The 18,493-nt window shown below is 61.1% G+C and carries 15 protein-coding genes; 5 read left to right on the top strand and 10 right to left on the bottom strand.

The window, feature by feature from the left end:
* The first annotated feature begins 55 nt into the window (after positions 1-55).
* Positions 56-2,692 (top strand): MGH1-like glycoside hydrolase domain-containing protein, encoded by a 2,637-nt coding sequence (locus ACA065_RS18265; RefSeq protein WP_497690905.1) that lies wholly within the window; start codon positions 56-58, stop codon positions 2,690-2,692.
* A gap of 1,202 nt (positions 2,693-3,894) precedes the next feature.
* Here ACA065_RS18265 and ACA065_RS18260 read toward each other — a convergent pair.
* Both ACA065_RS18260 and ACA065_RS18255 read right to left on the bottom strand, forming a co-directional pair.
* Positions 3,895-4,209 (bottom strand): SCP2 sterol-binding domain-containing protein, encoded by a 315-nt coding sequence (locus tag ACA065_RS18260; protein ID WP_214498926.1) that lies wholly within the window; start codon positions 4,207-4,209, stop codon positions 3,895-3,897.
* A 56-nt stretch (positions 4,210-4,265) separates the two neighbouring features.
* Positions 4,266-4,976 (bottom strand): histidine phosphatase family protein, encoded by a 711-nt coding sequence (locus tag ACA065_RS18255; protein WP_497690904.1) that lies wholly within the window; start codon positions 4,974-4,976, stop codon positions 4,266-4,268.
* A 195-nt stretch (positions 4,977-5,171) separates the two neighbouring features.
* Here ACA065_RS18255 and sohB point away from each other — a divergent pair, with 195 nt between their 5' ends.
* On the top strand, positions 5,172-6,197 hold the full coding sequence (sohB, locus tag ACA065_RS18250; protein ID WP_497690903.1) for a protease SohB: 1,026 nt from the start codon (positions 5,172-5,174) through the stop codon (positions 6,195-6,197).
* A 156-nt stretch (positions 6,198-6,353) separates the two neighbouring features.
* On the opposite strand, the gene ACA065_RS18245 is transcribed toward sohB, so the two are convergent.
* Entirely contained in the window at positions 6,354-7,889 is a 1,536-nt protein-coding gene (locus tag ACA065_RS18245) for an MFS transporter (RefSeq protein ID WP_497690902.1), read from the bottom strand.
* A 150-nt stretch (positions 7,890-8,039) separates the two neighbouring features.
* Between ACA065_RS18245 and ACA065_RS18240 the strand changes: the two genes are divergently transcribed.
* A complete protein-coding gene (locus ACA065_RS18240; protein WP_497690901.1) occupies positions 8,040-8,921 on the top strand; it encodes a LysR family transcriptional regulator in 882 nt (293 codons plus the stop codon).
* Between the two features lie 136 nt (positions 8,922-9,057).
* Here the strand turns inward: ACA065_RS18240 and dhaL are convergent, their stop codons facing one another.
* The 7 genes from dhaL to ACA065_RS18205 form a co-directional block, all read right to left on the bottom strand.
* Positions 9,058-9,702 (bottom strand): dihydroxyacetone kinase subunit DhaL, encoded by a 645-nt coding sequence (gene dhaL, locus ACA065_RS18235; RefSeq protein ID WP_497690900.1) that lies wholly within the window; start codon positions 9,700-9,702, stop codon positions 9,058-9,060.
* Positions 9,703-9,705: 3 nt separating this feature from the next.
* Complete coding sequence (locus tag ACA065_RS18230) at positions 9,706-10,707, bottom strand: dihydroxyacetone kinase subunit DhaK (RefSeq protein WP_497690899.1); 1,002 nt, start codon at positions 10,705-10,707, stop codon at positions 9,706-9,708.
* A gap of 93 nt (positions 10,708-10,800) precedes the next feature.
* Complete coding sequence (locus tag ACA065_RS18225) at positions 10,801-11,916, bottom strand: MDR/zinc-dependent alcohol dehydrogenase-like family protein (RefSeq protein ID WP_497690898.1); 1,116 nt, start codon at positions 11,914-11,916, stop codon at positions 10,801-10,803.
* A 26-nt stretch (positions 11,917-11,942) separates the two neighbouring features.
* On the bottom strand, positions 11,943-12,698 hold the full coding sequence (locus tag ACA065_RS18220) for an SDR family oxidoreductase (RefSeq protein ID WP_497690897.1): 756 nt from the start codon (positions 12,696-12,698) through the stop codon (positions 11,943-11,945).
* A 129-nt stretch (positions 12,699-12,827) separates the two neighbouring features.
* Positions 12,828-13,835, bottom strand: a complete 1,008-nt coding sequence (locus tag ACA065_RS18215; protein WP_497690896.1) for a substrate-binding domain-containing protein — start codon at positions 13,833-13,835, stop codon at positions 12,828-12,830.
* 58 nt (positions 13,836-13,893) lie between these two features.
* Entirely contained in the window at positions 13,894-14,871 is a 978-nt protein-coding gene (locus tag ACA065_RS18210; protein WP_497690895.1) for an ABC transporter permease, read from the bottom strand.
* A complete protein-coding gene (locus ACA065_RS18205) occupies positions 14,868-16,355 on the bottom strand; it encodes a sugar ABC transporter ATP-binding protein (RefSeq protein WP_497690894.1) in 1,488 nt (495 codons plus the stop codon). Before ACA065_RS18205 ends, ACA065_RS18210 begins: the two co-directional genes overlap by 4 nt.
* 283 nt (positions 16,356-16,638) lie before the next feature.
* Here ACA065_RS18205 and rpiB point away from each other — a divergent pair, with 283 nt between their 5' ends.
* Both rpiB and ACA065_RS18195 read left to right on the top strand, forming a co-directional pair.
* Positions 16,639-17,100 carry a ribose 5-phosphate isomerase B gene (gene rpiB / locus ACA065_RS18200; protein ID WP_497690893.1) on the top strand — a complete coding sequence of 154 codons (462 nt, stop codon included), beginning with the start codon at positions 16,639-16,641 and terminating at the stop codon, positions 17,098-17,100.
* 63 nt (positions 17,101-17,163) lie between these two features.
* Positions 17,164-18,144, top strand: a complete 981-nt coding sequence (locus ACA065_RS18195) for a sugar-binding transcriptional regulator (protein WP_028616426.1) — start codon at positions 17,164-17,166, stop codon at positions 18,142-18,144.
* Positions 18,145-18,493: the final 349 nt, after the last annotated feature.

Genomic DNA, 18,493 nt, shown 5'->3' with positions numbered 1-18,493 from the left:
CCTGGCGTGGATGGGTTTTACACTGCCCCTCACTGTGTCAGTGATGGAGGAACCGATGACGGCCACGCCCGCAAACCACATCCTTGAAACGATTGAAGGCCAGCGCCTGGCAACGCCAGAGGCCGAGCGTTGGCGCGAGTGGGGCCCGTACCTGAGTGAACGCCAATGGGGCACGGTGCGTGAAGACTACAGCGCCGACGGCGATGCCTGGGCGTACTTCCCGCATGAACACGCGCGCAGTCGCGCCTACCGTTGGGGCGAAGATGGCCTGGCCGGTTTCAGCGACAAGGCGCAACGCTGGTGCCTGGGCCTGGCGCTGTGGAACGAGCGCGACCCGATCATCAAGGAGCGCCTGTTCGGCCTGAACAACGCCGAGGGCAACCACGGTGAAGACGTCAAGGAACTGTACTTTTTCGTCGATGGCGTACCGAGCCATGCCTACATGCGCATGCTCTACAAATACCCGCATGCCGCCTTTCCCTACGCCGACCTGACCACTGAAAACGCCCGTCGTGGGCTTGAGGATGCCGAGTACGAGATCCTCGACACCGGCGTGTTCGAAGACAACCGCTATTGCGACGTCAGCGTCGAATACGCCAAGCACCAGCCCGACGATATTTTCATGCGGGTTACCGTGCATAACCGCTCGGACCAGCCGACGCGCCTGCAGGTTCTGCCCCAAGTGTGGGCGCGCAATGACTGGAGCTGGACCGCTGACGCACCCAAGCCGCAACTGCGCCTGGACGGCGCGCACGTGCTGGCCCGTCATCATGAGCTTTCCGACCGCCACCTCAGCGCCTGGGGGCAGGACGGTGTGGAATGGTTGTTCTGCGAAAACGAGAGCAATTTGCCCCGGCTGGATGGGCAGCCGGCGCCAGGGCCGTTCAAGGACGGCATCAACGATTATGTGGTGGGCGGCGTGCAATCGGCGATTCGTCGCGACGCGGGCACCAAGGTCGCCGCGCGCTTCATCCTCGAGCTCTCGGGCCTGGAAAGCAAAACCCTGTACCTGCGGTTTGCGCCCACGGATGCGCCCGAGGTCAATGCACGCAAGCTGTTTGAACAGCGCCGGGAGGAGGCCGATGGGTTCTACGCGGCGCTGCAACACGGCATTGCCGACGCAGACGCACGCAATGTGCAGCGCCAGGCCCTGGCCGGGTTGTTGTGGTCCAAACAGCTCTATTACTTTGATGTAAACCAATGGCTCGATGGCGACCCGGCCCAGCCCGCGCCGCCGCCCGAGCGCCTGCATATCCGCAATACCCATTGGCGGCACCTGTCCAACTTCGACATCCTCTCCATGCCCGACACCTGGGAGTACCCGTGGTATGCCTCCTGGGACCAGGGCTTTCAAGCGGTGGCAATTGCGCTGATTGATCCGGGGTATGCCAAGCAGCAGTTGTTACTGTTGGTGAAGGACCGCTTCATGCACCCCAACGGCCAGTTGCCGGCGTATGAATGGCGTTTCGACGACGCCAACCCGCCTGTGCACGCCTGGGCCAGTTGGCGGGTGTATCAGCAAGACAAGGCGCTGACCGGTGTCGGCGACATGGATTTTCTCGAGCGGATTTTCCATAAGTTGCTGTTGAATTTTTCCTGGTGGGTCAACCGCAAGGATGCCGAGGGCCGCAACCTGTTCCAGGGCGGCTTTCTGGGCTTGGACAATATCGCCTTGTTCGACCGCTCGGCCACCTTGCCGCCGGGCTACCAGCTGGATCAGGCCGACGGCACGGCGTGGGTTGCGGCCTATGCGCTGGACCTGATGCGAATCGGGCTGGAGCTGGCCAAGCGCAATGTCGTCTACGTCGACATTGCGGTGAAGTTTTTCGAACACTTCCTGTATATCGCTGGCGCCATCAACCGCGTCGACGACAGCGCCGAAGGCCTGTGGGATGAGCAGGACCTGTTCTTCTACGATGTGCTGCACCGCCCCGACGGCCAGAACGAGCCGGTGCGCCTGCGCTCTATCGTCGGCCTGATGCCGTTGTTTGCGGTGCTGGTGCTGGAGCAGCGCGAGCATGAAGGCCTGGAAGGCTTGCGTGAACGGTTGCTAGGTTTCATGCATCACCGGCCGGACCTGGCCAAGTTGGTGTCACGCTGGAACGAACCGGGGCAGGGCAATCGCCTGTTGCTGGCGCTGTTGCGTGGCGAGCGAACCAAGGATCTGCTGCGGCGCATGCTCGATGACAATGAGTTCCTGTCAGCCTTTGGCGTGCGCTCCTTGTCCAAGGCGTTTGCCGAACAGCCGCTGGCGCTGAAGATGAATGGCGACACGCTGTGCGCGCGTTATCAGCCGGGCGAGTCCGACTCGCGCTTGTACGGCGGCAACTCCAATTGGCGCGGGCCGTTGTGGATGCCGGTGAACTATATGTTGATCGAATCGCTGCATGAGTTTCATCGGTATTACGCGGATAACTTCTCGGTGGAGTACCCGACGGGCAGTGGTTATCTGGCGTCCTTGGAGGAGGTTGCTGACGGACTGAGCCTGCGACTGACACGCTTGTTTCTGAGGGATGAAGACGGTCTGCGGCCGTCGATGGCGGGGTATGCGCAGCTGGAGGCGGACCCGGCCAGCCGTGATCTAGTGTTGTTCCATGAGTATTTTCATGGCGAGACCGGGCGTGGGCTAGGCGCATCTCATCAGACCGGGTGGAGTGCGTTGGTGGCGTTGTTGCTGCAGCCGAAAACCTGAGCAACACCATCGACCGGCTTTTCTGTGGGAGCTGGCTTGCCTGCGATGCAGACACCTCGGTACATCAGGCATACCCAGGTGATGCTTTCGCAGGCAAGCCAGCTCCCACCTTTGACCGAGTACACACATCTACCTGATGTACTGAGCTCCAAATGTGGGAGCACGGCGGCCTAGTAGCCGACCTGAGTGGTTGAAGCAAAAGCAGGGCAACAGCACAGCAAAAACAGATCAGAAGCAGAGCTGCTTTTCTGTGGGAGCTGGCTTGCCTGCGATGCAGACACCTCGGTACATCAGGCATACCCAGGTGATGCTTTCGCAGGCAAGCCAGCTCCCACCTTTGACCGAGTACACACATCTACCTGATGTACTGAGCTCAAAATGTGGGAGAAGCAGGGCAACAGCACAGCAAAAACAGATCAGAAGCAGAGCTGCTTTTCTGTGGGAGCTGGCTTGCCTGCGATGCAGACACCTCGGTACATCAGGTACACCGAGTTGATGCCTTCGCAGGCAAGCCAGCTCCCACCTTTGACCGAGTACACACATCTACCTGATGCACTGCGATCCAAAATGTGGGAGCGGGCTTGCTCGCGAATGCGGTGGGCCAGTTACAAATGAGCTGACTGACACACCGCCATCGAGAGCAAGCCCCCTCCCACATTTAACCGAGGTCGGCTGTCAGGCCGCCTCTGCTTTTGCTTTCGATTCAACCACTCAGGTCGGCTACTAGGCCGCCGTGCTGTAGATCTTGATCTTGATTTTGATCTTAGGCGCCCCGTTAAACCACGCTGGCCGAACGCAGGTATTACGGAGCGGGTAAACCGGCAGGACGCCGGTTTAGCCGCGACGGGGCAGGGACGGCCCGTCGCGGCGGCCCGCGGAGTAATGCCGGAGAGAGGGCACACCGAGCCGGAGGCGAGGTGCCGAGTGGTGGGGCAAGAGCCCTTTTGGTTACTTTTGGGGCTCTTTTCCAAAAGTGACCCGCTGTAAGAGCGGAACCAATAGAGGCCATCACCCAAATAACGGATATGTACCCAGCGCCCCCCACGACAACCACAGCACTCAACCCATAAAAAAAGATGTGTAGATACCGATGGCCATCGCAGGCAAGCCATCTCCCACATTGGAACTCCATTGTTTACGATATGACAGGCAAAAAAATCCCGCCTGTAAAGGCGGGATTGGTATTCAAGGTCGCCCTTGAATCAAGCCGGGAACAGCTCGCTCAGCTTCATCGCCAGCATCATGTCGCCTTCGGTGCGCAGCTTGCCGCCCATGAAGGCCTGCATGCCGTCGGTGGAGCCGTCGACGATGCCTTTCATGGTGTCGCCGTCCATGACCAGGGTCACTTGGGCGTCCGGGTTTTCGCCTTCCAGCAGTTCGCAGGTTTTGTTCTTCACGACCAGCGAAAAGTTCTGGGTGTCGTCGATACGGAAACCGAACACCAGGTCCAGGCCGTCGGCAGCGGCTGGGTTGAATTTGGCTTTCATTGCTTCTACAGCTTTGGCTACGTCAGTCATGGTTTCGATCCTTTAAGGTAGAGTCCAGTGACCTTGGGGTCACGGTTGGCCGCAATTCATCTAAAAGTGATGAGCTGCGGCGCCTTCAACAGTTGCAAGTGGGTATGACTGTTGAAGGAAGCCAGTGCCACCTCGCGACCGCGGAATTTCAGCTGGTTGAGCGAGGTGTTGACAATTTGCCAGTTCAGTTCGAACGCCTGGGCGGCAGGCATCCGGGTAATCAGGTGGAGCAGGGCAGTGATGGTGCCGCCGGAGGTGAACACGGCGATCTTGTGCGAATTGTCGGCGGCTTCAAGAATCCGTTGCAGGCCGCCTTGTACGCGCTCGACAAACCCCAGCCAGCTTTCCAGCCCCGGTGGGTCATAAGTACCGGCCAGCCACCGCTCGATGATCAAGGCGAAGATGCGCTGGAACTCGCTGCGGTTCTGCGCGCCATTGCGCAGCACCTCCACGGCGTGGGGTTCGCTGGCGAGCAAGTCAGGGAGCAGGGCGCGGATGATGGCCTCGCCGTCGAACTCGTTGAAAGCCGGGTCGGTTTCCAAGGGCGGAACCGCGAGGCCCAGGGCGCTGTATTGATCGAACGTGGCCGTGGCGGTGTGCTGCTGGCGGCGCAAGTCGCCGGCGATGCAGCGGTCGAACGCAAGGCCCAGGTCGGCCAGGTGGCGGCCGAGTACTTGCGCCTGTTCCACGCCGAGGGGCGACAGGACGTCATAGTCGTCTGCACCGAAGGAGGCCTGGCCATGTCGAATCAGATAAATGCTGCCCACGTCCGTTTTCCCGGTACGTTGAAAGTCTGGCGAGGTTATGAGGATGCCTGCGAGCTGTCAATGAAAAAACATACGCTTGTTTTAAAAGTGCGTTAGAGCGCTTGGCTGCTGGCGGTTTGAGCACTGGTCGCCTGGCGATCGCGTCGGTATGCTTGGGCAATCCGCGCCTGGCGCCGTGCATTATTAAGGAGACACATGGATTTTTTGGCTGAATACGCGAGCTTTCTAGCGAAGACCGTCACCCTGGTGGTCGCTATTCTGGTGGTACTGATCAGCTTCGCGGCGCTGCGCAGCAAAGGCCGTCGCAAAGCCGCAGGCCAGTTGCAGGTCAGCAAGCTGAATGATTTCTACAAGGGCCTGCGTGAGCGCCTGGAGTCCAGCCTGCTCGACAAGGACCAGCTCAAGGCTTTGCGCAAGTCCGAAAGCAAAACCGAAAAGAAAAACAGCAAGAAGAAGCCTGAGGCCAAGCCACGGGTGTTCGTGCTGGATTTCGACGGCGACATCAAGGCCTCGGCCACCGAGAGCCTGCGCCATGAAATCACCGCGCTGCTGAGCCTGGCCACGCCCAAGGACGAAGTGGTGCTGCGCCTGGAAAGCGGCGGCGGCATGGTGCACAGCTACGGTTTGGCCTCTTCGCAACTGGCGCGTATTCGTCAGGCCGGCGTGCCGTTGACCGTGTGCATCGACAAGGTCGCGGCCAGCGGCGGCTATATGATGGCGTGCATTGGCGAGAAAATTATCAGCGCACCGTTTGCCATCCTCGGTTCGATTGGCGTGGTGGCGCAATTGCCTAACGTCAACCGCCTGCTGAAAAAGCACGACATCGACTTCGAAGTGCTGACCGCCGGTGAATACAAACGCACCCTCACCGTGTTTGGCGAAAACACCGAGAAGGGCCGCGAGAAGTTCCAGGAAGACCTGGACATTACTCATCAGTTGTTCAAGAACTTCGTCTCGCGTTACCGTCCACAGCTGGCAATCGATGACGTCGCGACCGGTGAAGTGTGGCTGGGTGTTGCGGCGCTCGACAAGCAACTGGTCGACGAGCTGCAAACCAGCGATGAATACCTGGCCACCAAGGCCAAGACCGCCGAGGTGTTCCACCTGCACTATGCCGAGCGTAAAAGCCTGCAGGAGCGAGTAGGTCTGGCGGCCAGCGGTTCGGTGGACCGTGTGCTGCTGACCTGGTGGAGCCGGTTGACCCAGCAGCGGTTCTGGTGAGCAATTCTGAATAGGCAGGTAATCCCCTGTGGGAGCGGGCTTGCTGTGGCGAGCAAGCTTGCTTGCGCTGGGGTGCGAAGCGCCCCTAAAAAGCCGGAGACTGCTGCGCAGTCAACGGGAGCAAGCGCCCTCGCCACAGCAAGCCCGCTCCCACATTTAGTTCTGAGTCAGCCTGGAAGACTGGTGTTGTACCGAGGGGATCGGTTTCCTCATTAAAGTCCCCACCACCAGCGCCCCCAGCAGCCCCAATAACCCCGCCACCCACAACACGCCGCTGAATCCACCCACAAAGGCCTGCCGTGCCAGCGGCTGCACCGCCGCCCGTGCCGTCTGCGGCAACAAGCCCATCGCTGCCGGCATATCACCGGCCACCACCCGCGATGCAATACCGGCCACCTGAGCCTGCCACTGCGTGTCGATAGTGGCGTGCAACAACTGCTCGCTATGGCTGCTCAGTAACGCCCCATACACGCCGATGGCCAACATGATCGCGCTGAAGCGCATCGTCGTACTCATGCCCGAGGCCATGCCCGCCCGGTCCCGTGGCACGCAAGCCATGATGTTTTTCTGCGTATCACCATTGAGCAGGCCTGCACCGGCCCCTGTCACGGCAATCGCCAGGGCGAAGGGCAGATAGCCGCCGGTATTCACCGCCCAGGCGCTTAACAGGTTGCCGCAGCCGACCAGCGTCAAACCGGCCGCCATCATCGTCGCCGGTGCGCAGCGCCCCGCCAGCCGCGCACCGATGCGTGGGCAGATCAGCATGGTCAGCGCAAACGGCAACATACCCAGGCCGGAGGCAATCGCAGAGAAACCCAGGCCGTTTTGCAGATAAAACGGCAGCAACGTCATCATCACTTGGGCGCACCCGGCGTAGGCAAACATGCCCAGCAAGGCGCCGATAAAACGTGGGTGGCCAAACAGTTGCAAGTCCACCATGGGCCGTTGCTGTACACGTTCGACGATGACAAACACACCCAGCAGCACCGCGCCGCCGATCAGGCGAGCATAGGTCAGCGGGTTATCCCAGCCGATGCGATTAGCCTCGATCAAGCCCCAGATCAGGCACAGCAGGCTTGCACTGAACGCCAGGCTGCCCCATGGATCAAGGCGCGCGGACTGGGCGTCGCGCGACTCTGCAATCGCACGCAACACCAGCGCCATCAAGCCCAGGCCCACCGGCAGGTTGAGGTAGAAAATCCAGCGCCAGCCCAGGTATTCGGTGATCAAGCCGCCAAGGGTGGGCGCGGCGGTCATTGCCACGCCCATGCACGCGCCCCAGAACGCCCAGGCTTTTGCGCGTTCCACTTCGTCGTGGAAGGTATGGCCGATGGAGGCGAGGGCGGACGTCAGCAATAAGGCCGCGCCGACACCTTTGACGGCGCGGGCGATGTCCAGCAGCAGTGCAGTGGGCGCCGCGCCGCAGCCCAAGGAGGCCAGGATGAAAATGCTCAAGCCCCAGATCAGCGTTTTCTTGCGGCCAAAACGGTCGGCGATGCTGCCGGCCGGCAACAATAACGCGGCGAACGCGAGCATATAGGCGCTGACCACCCACTCGATGTCGGCGAAGTTGGCGCCCAGGTCGCGCGCAATGCTCGGCAGGGTCACGGCGACGATATTGGTGTCGAGCACGATCAGCGAACAAACGCCGGAGGCGGTGAGCAGCGTCAGGCGTGGACTGACCCGGCTCATGGTTTAATTACCTTACAGGCAATACTGGAAAGGCGGTTGACGACCATCGCAAGGGCTCTCTAATGTGGATGTAACCTGAGCTTATTCCCAGCGGCTGCACCTTTTGTTAGCTGGCCTGAAGCACTTCATTACCTTTGAGCTAATCCTGCGATGGAAATCCGCCATTTCCGCTACTTCCTGGCCGTTGCCCGTCAGCGCAACTTCACCCGCGCCGCCGAGCAATTGGGCATTGCGCCGCCGACGTTGAGCCGGCAAATCCAGGACATGGAAGCCAGCCTGGGTACGCGCCTGTTTATCCGCCAACAACGCGAAGTCAGCCTGACCGAAGCCGGCGCTGCATTGCTGATTGAGGCTGAAGCCACCGTGCGCCAATTCGAATTCGCCCAGCGCAATGCCCAGCGCGCCGGGCGTGGCGAGATCGGCCATGTCGAATTGGGTTATGTGGCCTCGGCGGTGTACTCCGGTGTGTTGCAGCGGCAGATGCAGGCATTCAGCCAGGCATTTCCCGATGTGAGCGTGAATGTGCGCGAATGCCCGATGGCGACGTTGCCGAGTGCGGTGGCGGACGGGCGTTATGACATCGGCTATATCCGCTCACCCATGACCTTGCCCGACGGCGTGGACGCCGTGCGCCTGGACAGCGAAGGGTTTGTGTTGGCGCTGCCACAGGGTTCCTGGCTGCTGGGGCTCAAGGCCATTGGCTGCGAGCACCTGCAAAACGAGACGTTTATCCTGCCGGAACAAATCAGCGGCACGCTGCATGTTGCGGCTCAGGGCGGGTTTGCTCCGCGCCTGGGGCCGCAACCGGGTGGGCTGGTGGCGGTGGTGGCGCTGGTGTCGTTAGGGCAGGGCGTGGCGGTGGTGCCGGCGTCGATGGTCGGGCATGTGAGTCTGCCGGGTGTGGTCTATCGCCGTATTCAGGGCAGCGAGGCGTCGTCGTGGCTGTCGCTGCTTCACCGGCGCTTTGAGAAAGCGCCGGCGGTGGCGCGGTATATCCAGCAGGTCAAGCAGGTAGCTAAGTTGGAGGCTTGATCGCGGCGGGTTGGGTGCTTTGCGGGTTCACCGTGTTGCTGCCTTCGCGAGCAAGCCCACATTCGACCGCATTCCAAATGCTGGAACTCGATCAGATGTGGGAGCGGGCGTGCTCGCGAAGGGGCCATCTGCGGCGCTAAACCAACCTCGGTTGAACCGAATCCGCCAACCGAGTCAGTATCAGGCAGCACGACACCGCGCCCGCATCCAGCACGCCCAGTGAACGCTCACCCAGCCGACTCGCGCGGCCGATTTTTGCAATCAAATCCTTGGTCGAGTCGCGCCCTTGTGACGCAGCGGTTTTCATCGCTTCCAGCGCATCGTTGAAGGATGCGCCGCTCGCATGCGCGCGCTCAAAGGCTTCAACCGCCGGGATCAACGTATCCATCAAGCACTTGTCGCCCACGCCCGCCTCGGTGATGTCCTGCAACGAGGTCAAGCCGCCGCGCAGCAGATGGGCAAAGGTCGCGGCGTCGATGTCTTCACGGCCGCGCACTTCGTCGGCCATGCCGATAAACAGGCTGCCGTACAACGGCCCCATGGAGCCGCCGATGCCTTCCATCAGGCTCAGGGTCAGCTCGTCCAGGGCTTCGGCCAGGGTCAGTTGACGGCCTTCGATGGTGCGCCCGCAATGGGCGAAACCCTTGGCCATATTGATGCCGTGGTCGCCGTCGCCAATCGCGCCGTCGACTTCGCTGAGGTATTCCCGGTTGGCCACGATCACGCTGACCAGGTCGGCGACGATGGCGCTGCCGTCACGGGTGGAAAAATGTTGGCTCATGGTTCACTCCGCCTGAGTCATGCCGATGGAGCGGCAGGGTTGGTCGATCAGGGTTTTCAGCTCGGCGTCGAGGCCCAGCAGGGTCAGGGTCACGCCCATCATTTCCAGGGAGGTGAAGTAGTTGCCGACGTAGCAACGGTGAATCTTCAGCCCTTTGGCCTTGAGCTGGCGTTCCACCTCGGCGTAGAAAATGTACAGCTCCATGACCGGCGTGGCGCCCAGGCCGGAGACCAGTACCACCACGCTGTCGTCCTGGCTGAAATCACGGTCGGCGAGGATCGGCGCGAGCATGCGTTCGGCCATGGCGGCGGCGGGTTCGATGGCGATCACTTCAATGCCCGGTTCGCCGTGATGGCCGATGCCCAACTCCATCTGGCCATCCGGGATCTGGAAGTTCGGCTTACCCACCGCTGCAATGGTGCAGGGCGTGAGGCCGATGCCAATCGAGCGGCAGTGATCGACGGTTTTCTGTGCGACGCGAATCACCCCATCCAGGTCGTAATGCTGGGCGGCGGCGGCACCGCCGATCTTCCACATAAAGATCTCCCCGGCCACGCCGCGACGCTTGGCGATATCGGCTTTGGGCGCCGAAGCCACGTCGTCATTGGCGACCACGGTGCGGATGTGCATGTCTTTGCTGGCGGCCATTTTCATTGCCAGCTTCACGTTCATGTTGTCGCCGGCGTAGTTGCCATACAGGCAGGCCACGCCCGCGCCATGGTCGGCGGCGCGGAAGGCGTCGAAAAAGCTCTTGGCAGTGGGCGAAGAGAAAATTTCACCGACCGCCACGGCGTCCACCAGGCCTGGGCCTACGTAGCCAAGAAAGGCCGGCTCGTGGCCTGAGCCACCGCCGGTGACAATCCCCACATGGCCCTTGTTCGAGGGCTTGGCTTTGACGATAACCCGTGGGTTGGACTCGTATTGGCGCAGCTCGGGGTGCGCGACCAGAATACCGCGCAGCATGTCCTCGACCACTTGGTCCGGATCGTTGATGACTCGATTCATTACGCGGGTTCCTGTTCTTGTTCTAAAGGACGACCACTGTCTAATGTGGGAGCAGGCAAGCCAGCTCCCACAGGGTTATGTGTGGTGCTGGAGTCAGGGTTCCAATACCACTTTGAGCGACTTGTCCCCGCGCTCCATCACCGCAAACGCTTCCTTGAAGTCCGCCAGTGCAAACTTGTGGGTCACCACGTCGCGCATGTCGATCTTGCGGTTGCCGATAAAGTCGATGGCGCGCGGGTACATGTACGGGCCCAGGTGCGAGCCCAGAACGTCCAGCTCCTTGCGGTCGCCAATGATCGACCAATCTACCGTGGCCTCATCATTAAATACGCTGAATTCGACGAAGCGCCCCAGCTTGCGCAGCATTGCCAGGCCCTGGTTTACCGCCTTGTGGTGGCCGGTGGCTTCGATGTAGATGTCGCAGCCGTAGCCGTCGGTGATCGCGCGGATTTTTGCCATGACGTCGACTTCGGCCGGGTTCCACACTTCGTCGGCGCCCATGCGCAGGGCGAGGGCGGCGCGTTCGGGTTTCATGTCCAGCACGATCAGCTTTTTCGGATTGCGCAGGCGCACGGCGCCGATGATGCCCAGGCCCAGGGTGCCGGCACCGGCCACCACCACAACGTCGTCATGGTCGACATTCGCGCGCTCGGCGGCGTGCAGTGAGCAGGCCAGCGGTTCAATCAGGATGGCTTCGTCGGGGGCGATGGATTCCGGCACTTTGTGAATGATGCCTTCCTTGGTGAAGATCATGTACTGGGCCATGGCGCCCTGCACATTGTTCTGGAAGCCGTACAGGTCATGCTTCTGGCACATCCAGTATTGGCCGTGGTTGCAGAAGCGGCAGCCCCAGCACGGCACGATCTGCTCGGAGATCACCCGGTCGCCGACCGCCACGCCACGTTTTTCTGCGCCGGGGCCGAGGGCGACCACGCGGCAGACGAACTCATGCCCGGGAATCATCGGCGGTTTCACGTAGCGCGGCTGCTCGGCGTCGCCCCAGAACGACGGTGCGCCGCGATAGGTCTTGATGTCGCCCATGCAGATGCCGCACAGCTCAACTTTGGTGAGGATCTCGTCGGGGCCGGGTGTGGGCACGTCGACGGTTTCCAGGCGGTAGTCTTCCGGGCCATGGCAGACCACGGCCTGCATGGTTTTCGGGATGCTTGGGGCAAGTTGTTCAGGGGTGCGTTCGGTGACGGTGGACATGACAAAACCTCACGACAAAAGATGAATTACTGAATGCTGTAGCCGCCGTCGATCACCATGTTGGCGCCGGTGATCATTTGCGCGGCATCGCTGAGCAGGTACAGCGCCAGCCCGGCGATTTCTTCCGGCTGGGCGAAGCGGCCCGCCGGGATCTGCAATTTGGCTCGCTCGCCCACGTCGCCGGCCCAGGCTTTCTTGCCCAGCGCGGTCTCGACGATGGTCGGGGAGATGGCGTTGACGTTGATTTGCGGCGCCCATTCCATGGCCAGTACTTTGGTCATGCCGACGATGGCCGCTTTGCTCGCGCAGTAGGCGACGTGGCGGTCCAGGCCGATCACGGCTGCCTGGGAAGCTAGGTTGACGATGCGCCCGCCGCCGTTGGCGAGCATGTGTTTAGCGCAGGCTTGGGCCACGAAGAAGCTGGCTTTGAGGTTGATATCCAGGGTGCTGTCCCAGGCGCTTTCGCTGACGTCGACGGCCTTGTCGAGCAGGACGATGCCGGCGCTGTTGATCAGGTAATCCAGGCGCTGGAAGTGTTCGAACACCTGGTCGATGGTGTGTTGTACCTGGCCGATCTGGCTGAGGTCGACGGCGATGCCCAAATGCTTGGCGCCCAGGCTGGCGGCGACTTCAGCCACCGCCGGGTCACGGTCGAGCAAGGCTACGCGTGCGCCGCGTTCTGCCAGTAAAGTGGCGCAGGCCAGGCCGATTCCGGCGGCGCCGCCGGTGATCACCGCGCAACGGCCGGTGAGGTCGAAGGCTTGGTTCCAGAATCCAGACATGAATGACTCCTCTATCGATCGTTCCCACGCTCTGCGTGGGAATGCTGCCTGGGACGCTCTGCGTCCCGATGTTGGGTAACGCGGAGCGTCACGGGATGCATTCCCACGCGGAGCGTGGGAACGATCAAGTTACTTACCGCCGCTGACTTGTTTGTACAGCGCATCCGCGTTGGCGTTAGTCACCGGCACCCACGGCAGGATGTAGTTCTTGGCGGTGCCATCGCCCCATTTCACGTCCTTGGCATAGCGATCCCAGATCACCGATTGCGGCTTGTAGTCCTTGCCCGCCAGCGCGCGCAACGCCACGTCCAGCGCGCCTTGGGATTGAGCCTGAGCGTCTTGCAGGAAGGTGGTGACTTCGTCTTTTTTGGCCGCCTGGATCGCGTCCGGCATGCCGTCGATGGAAGTCACCGGCACGTCCTTGGAGGTCAGCCCGTGGGACTTCAGCGCCTGCACCGCACCGAGGGCCATGTCATCGTTCTGTGCGATCACGCCGTTGATGCCTTTGGGGTGCGCGTTCAGCCAGTCTTCGGTGAGCGTCAGGGCCTGGGCGCGGTCCCAGTTGGCGGTCTTTTTCTCGATGATCTTGATGTCCGGGTGTTTGCCCAGGACTTCCAGCTCGCCTTTTTCGCGGTCGATCTGCGCCGACTGGCCAATCGGCCCTTGGATGATCACCACATTGCCACGGCCGTTGAGCTTGTCGACCATGGCCTGGGCCTGCAAGCGGCCGCCTTCCACGTCATCGTTACCCACGTAAGGCACAGAGGCATCGGCTACTTTCGTATTGGAGGCGATGACCACTACGTCGTTGCTCATGGCTTGCTTGACCGTGCCGACACCGGCCTTGGTGTCGATGGGCACGAACAGGATGGCGTCGTAGTGCTGGGTCACCATGTTTTCGATCTGGTTGTTCTGGGTCAGGGCATCGTAGTTGCCGTCGAACACGGTCAGTTGCACGGTGCCGTCCTTGACTGCCGGGTGTTCCTTCAGTTCGCGGACCCAGTTCTGCATGAACTGGCCCTTGAGGCCGTAGACGGCGGCGCCGATTTTGTAAGTCTTGCCATCGGCGGCAAACGCAATACTGCTGGCGAGCAGGGAGAGGGCCGCGACAGCAGCCAAAGACATTCCAGATTTCATGGTGAGAACTCCGCTTATTGTTGTGGGTCGTTCAGTGCATTTTTTCGAGGAATAGCGACTAGCGTTTTTTCTTGCGCCACACGTCGATCAGTACGGCAAACACGATGATCAGGCCCTTGGCGACTTGCTGGTAATAAGAGGACACGCCGAGCAGGTTCAGGCCGTTGTTGATCACGCCGATCAACAGCGCACCAAACAGTGTGCCGACAATGCTGCCGGTGCCGCCCGACAGGCTGGTGCCGCCGATCACCACGGCGGCAATCGCGTCCAGCTCATAAGAAACCCCGGCCTGGGGCAGGGCAGAGGTGGTGCGGGCCGACAGCACCACGCCGGCCAAACCGGCGAGCAGGCCCGAGACCACGTACACCGAAAACATCACCTTGCGCACGCCGATGCCGGAGGTGCGCGCGCTCTTTTCATTGCCGCCCACCGCGTACACATAGCGCCCGTACGTGGTGTAGCGCAGCACCATCCAGAAGATCAGCGCGACCACCGCGAAGATCACAATCGGCACACCAATCGGGCCGATCTTGCCGATGCCCAGTGCCAGGTAAGCGTCGGGCAGGTCGGTGATCGGGCTGCCGTCGTTGAGGATAAAGGTCATGCCCCGCGCGATGCTGAGCATGCCAAGGGTGGCCACGAACGGCGGGATCGACAGGTTGGCGACCATAAAACCGTTGACCACGCCGAGCATCGCCCCGGCAAACATTCCGGCGCTGACCGCCGCCAGCAGGCCGTAGCCCTGGGTGGCGACCATGGCGCTGCACAGCCCGGCGAACGCCAGGATCGAGCCCACCGACAGGTCGATGCCCTTGGTCAGAATCACGTAGGTCATGCCCACGGCGAGGATGCCGTTGATGGACGTCTGGCGCAGGATGTCCATCCAGTTGCGCCAGGTCATGAAGTATTCGCTGGAAAACGCCATCACCACGCACAGCAGGATAAACACCAGCGGCAGGCCGAAGCGGTCGAGGGACAAACGCAGGCGATTGCGCGGCGCGGCAGTCAGGGGTGGGGCAATGGTTTTGGCATTCATGAGGCAAGACTCAACAAGGCTTCCTGGGAAAGGGCGGTGTCGGTGCTGATGGTCACCAGCCGGCCGCCTTTGAATACAGCGATGCGATCACTCAGGTGCAGCAATTCCGGGGCTTCTGACGACACCACGATGGCCGCGCCACCGGCGCGCACGAACTGGTCGAGCAAGTGGTAAATCTCTTGCTTGGCGCCTTCATCAATGCCGCGGGTGGGTTCATCGCAGAGCAGGCATACCGGCTCGGTCGACAAGCATTTGGCGAGCACCACTTTTTGTTGGTTGCCGCCGCTCATGGAGGCCACCGGCAGCTCCAGGGACGTAGTCTTGATCTGCAGGCGCTTGACCATGTCCTGGGCCAGTTGGGTTTCCTTGCGCGCATTGATCAGCGACCAGCTCGACAGGCGTTTGTAGGCCGACAGCGCAATGTTGGAAAGAATGCTGCCGGTGAGCACCAGGCCACTGTCTTTGCGGTCTTCGGTGACCAGCGACATACCGGCGTTGATCGTGGCTTTGGGCAGGCCGATGGGCATGGGCTTGCCTTGCAGGGTAACGCTGCCGGAATCCGCCACGGTCAGGCCGTAGATACAGTTGAGAAACTCGCTGCGCCCCGAGCCCATCAAGCCATAGATACCGAGGATTTCGCCCTGGCGCAGTTGCAGGCTGATGTCGTGGAACTCGCCGCTGCGGCTCAGGTTGTCGACTTGCAGGCAGGTGGTGGCGGCGCATTCGCGGCCGACCTTGTGGTCGATGCGCGTCAGTTCCTGGCCGACAATGCCGCGCACAAGGTGGTTGCGGTCGATATCGGCCATGCGCCCGCTTTCCACAAAGGCGCCGTCGCGAAAGATGCTGTAGTCATCGGCGATCTGCGCCAGTTCGCTCAAACGGTGCGACACGTACACGATGCCGGCGCCGCGGACGGTGAGGCGGCGGATCGCCTTGAACAGGGTTTCGGCCTCGCGCTCGCCGATGGCCGAGGTCGGTTCGTCCATGATCATCACCTGGCAGTCATGGCTGAAGGCCTTGGCGATTTCCACCAGTTGAACCTGCGCCACGCTGAGGCGGTGCATCGGGCTGGTGGCGTCGACGTCGAATTCCAGGCTTTCAAGCAGCTCGCGGGTGCGGCGGTTGAGGGTCTTGCTGTCGACGATGCAGCCGGCGCGGCGCGGTTCACGGCCCAGCCAGATATTTTCGGCGACGGTCATATAAGGGATGGGTTCCAGCTCCTGGGTGATCATCGCGATCCCGGCCGCCAAGGCTTCGCTTGGGCGGTTGAACTGTACGGCGGCGCCGTTGAGCAGGATGGTCCCGGCGTCACGCTGGGTGATGCCCATCAGGATGCTCAGGAACGTCGACTTGCCGGCGCCATTGCCGCCGCACAGCGCATGGACGCTGCCGGCCCGCAAAGAGAGGCGCCCGTCACGCAGGGCAGGCACCCCGGCGTAAGCCTTGGCGACGTGTTCAGCCTGGAGCAGTAATGGCGTGGCCATCGGCGTGTCCTCGTGCTGTGAATTCTTATTAGGTGCACAGTCGTGTTTCCCTGTGAGCATATGTGTATCAAATGAAATTCTGATCAGTCAATCTCTTTCACTTAAAAGAGATGGATCTCATCTTTGTGGCTGATAATGCCCTTTTGTGTGGCTTTGACTGTGGGGTCAGTTAAAACTAGCTTGACAGAAGCGGCCGAATGCACGCGAAATGACTGAGTGAAATTTCACTGAATGATCAAATGATCAGTCGTAATGTACGATCACGGCAGCGGAGCCAGACGCCATGAACACACCTTTCCCGGTGGCTATCGGATGCGATGAAGCGGGTTTTGAGCTCAAAGAGCTGTTGAAACGCCACATCGAGGCGCTGGGTTACCCGGTGACCGACTTCGGCACTCACTCCACGGCGCCAGTGCTTTACCCGGACATCGCCCTGGCCGTGGCCACGGCCATCAATGCCGGTCAGCAACGCCTGGGCGTGCTGGTGTGCGGCACCGGGATCGGCATGGCCATTTCGGCCAATAAAGTGCTGGGTATTCGCGCGGCGCAGGCCCATGACACCTATTCGGCGGAGCGTGCGCGCAAGAGCAACGATGCGCAGATCCTGTCCATCGGCGCGCGGGTGATTGGCGCGGAACTGGCCAAAAGCATCGTCAAGGCGTTCCTGGAGTCGGAGTTCGAGGCGGCGCGTTCCGGTGCCAAGGTGGCGCGCATCAATGCGATCGAGCGTGATGGGCATCAGTAGTGGACGGAACGGGGCAAGAGTCGGGAGAATGCGCCTTTGACGCCGAAACGGAAGCCCGTCCCCATGAGTGACAGTACCCAGCGCATCGCCAGCGATATCGATCAGATGACCGAAGTGGCGATGCTCTATTACCTTGAGAACGTCACTCAGGAAGCCATCGCCAAACGCTTCGACCTGTCACGCGCGAAAGTCAGCCGCCTGCTCAAACGTGCGCGCGATGAAGGAATTGTCGAGGTGCGCGTGTTGCAGCATCCGGCGATGAACAACGAACTTGAGCAGGCGTTGGTGCAGCGCTTCAAGCTCGACCGCGCGTTGATCGCCGTCGACCACAGCGACCCTGACACCCAGCGCTCGGCTGTGGCCAGCCTGGTGGCCAACTACCTGAACAAAACCTTGAGCGACGGCATGATCGTCGCCGTGGGCATGGGGCGTAACGTCGGCGCCGTGGCGGATAACGTGTTTTTGCCGGTGACGCGCAATTGCACGTTTGTCTGCGCCATCGGTGGTTCGCTCAAGGCTGGCGAATACATGAACCCGGACCACATTTGTCGGCGCCTGGCCCTGCGCTTTGGCGGCGAGAGTGAAAGCCTGTACGCCCCGGCGCTGGTGGCGAACCCGGAGTTGCGTGGGGTGCTGATCAACAACGACACGGTGCGCTCGACCCTGGATCGGGCGCGGCGCGCGGACATCGCGCTGATCGGCATTGGTGATATGAGCGAGAACAGCAATATGGTGCGCATGGGCTGGTTCTCGCCGCAGGAAATCGCCCAGGCGCGGTTGTCCGGTACGGTGGGCGACATGATGGGCTATGACTTTATCGACATACACGGGCAGCCGGCGGTCAACGCGATTCAAGGGCGGGTGATCGGGTTGACGGTGCAAGAGTTGTTTCGCATCCCGGATGTGGTGGCGATTGCCAGTGAGAACACCAAGGCGGCGGCGACGCTGGGGGCGTTGCGCTCGGGGGTGATTAATACACTGGCGACGACGGTGACTAACGCCCACACGATTTTGGCGCTGGATGATGCGACGCGTAAATCCTGACGCGACGCAGAGCAAAATGTGGGAGCGGGCTTGTGTGGGAGCTGGCTTGCCTGCGATAGCATCACCTGGGTTTTACGCAGAGACCGAGTTGTTTGCATCGCAGGCAAGCCAGCTCCCACATGGGTTTTGTGTGCGCTTGAAAGACAGATTTTGTAATAGTTTTGCGGTGTGGGAAATTTAGGTTTCGACTGTACGATTCAAGTCCTTTTCTTACCGCAGGACTTGCATGAACACCCTCTCGGAGCCTCCCAGTCGTCTTTCCCCAAGACATTCACTGTCGCCGTTCCCGCTCAAGCACCCCGTATTCCGACTGCTAACCTTGTCCCGGTCCACTGACCGCGTCTTGCCG

This window comes from Pseudomonas sp. LBUM1640 (assembly GCF_059716225.1).
This window is presented reverse-complemented; position numbering and strand designations above follow the sequence as displayed.

What these genes read in the sequence shown, in the direction of transcription:
- ACA065_RS18265 (WP_497690905.1), top strand. Translation starts at nt 56, where the DNA reads ATGACGGCCACGCCCGCAAACCACATCCTTGAAACGATTGAAGGCCAG.
- ACA065_RS18260 (WP_214498926.1), bottom strand. Translation starts at nt 4,209, where the DNA reads ATGACTGACGTAGCCAAAGCTGTAGAAGCAATGAAAGCCAAATTCAAC.
- sohB (WP_497690903.1), top strand. Translation starts at nt 5,172, where the DNA reads ATGGATTTTTTGGCTGAATACGCGAGCTTTCTAGCGAAGACCGTCACC.
- ACA065_RS18245 (WP_497690902.1), bottom strand. Translation starts at nt 7,889, where the DNA reads ATGAGCCGGGTCAGTCCACGCCTGACGCTGCTCACCGCCTCCGGCGTT.
- ACA065_RS18240 (WP_497690901.1), top strand. Translation starts at nt 8,040, where the DNA reads ATGGAAATCCGCCATTTCCGCTACTTCCTGGCCGTTGCCCGTCAGCGC.
- dhaL (WP_497690900.1), bottom strand. Translation starts at nt 9,702, where the DNA reads ATGAGCCAACATTTTTCCACCCGTGACGGCAGCGCCATCGTCGCCGAC.
- ACA065_RS18230 (WP_497690899.1), bottom strand. Translation starts at nt 10,707, where the DNA reads ATGAATCGAGTCATCAACGATCCGGACCAAGTGGTCGAGGACATGCTG.
- ACA065_RS18225 (WP_497690898.1), bottom strand. Translation starts at nt 11,916, where the DNA reads ATGTCCACCGTCACCGAACGCACCCCTGAACAACTTGCCCCAAGCATC.
- ACA065_RS18220 (WP_497690897.1), bottom strand. Translation starts at nt 12,698, where the DNA reads ATGTCTGGATTCTGGAACCAAGCCTTCGACCTCACCGGCCGTTGCGCG.
- ACA065_RS18215 (WP_497690896.1), bottom strand. Translation starts at nt 13,835, where the DNA reads ATGAAATCTGGAATGTCTTTGGCTGCTGTCGCGGCCCTCTCCCTGCTC.
- ACA065_RS18210 (WP_497690895.1), bottom strand. Translation starts at nt 14,871, where the DNA reads ATGAATGCCAAAACCATTGCCCCACCCCTGACTGCCGCGCCGCGCAAT.
- ACA065_RS18205 (WP_497690894.1), bottom strand. Translation starts at nt 16,355, where the DNA reads ATGGCCACGCCATTACTGCTCCAGGCTGAACACGTCGCCAAGGCTTAC.
- rpiB (WP_497690893.1), top strand. Translation starts at nt 16,639, where the DNA reads ATGAACACACCTTTCCCGGTGGCTATCGGATGCGATGAAGCGGGTTTT.
- ACA065_RS18195 (WP_028616426.1), top strand. Translation starts at nt 17,164, where the DNA reads ATGAGTGACAGTACCCAGCGCATCGCCAGCGATATCGATCAGATGACC.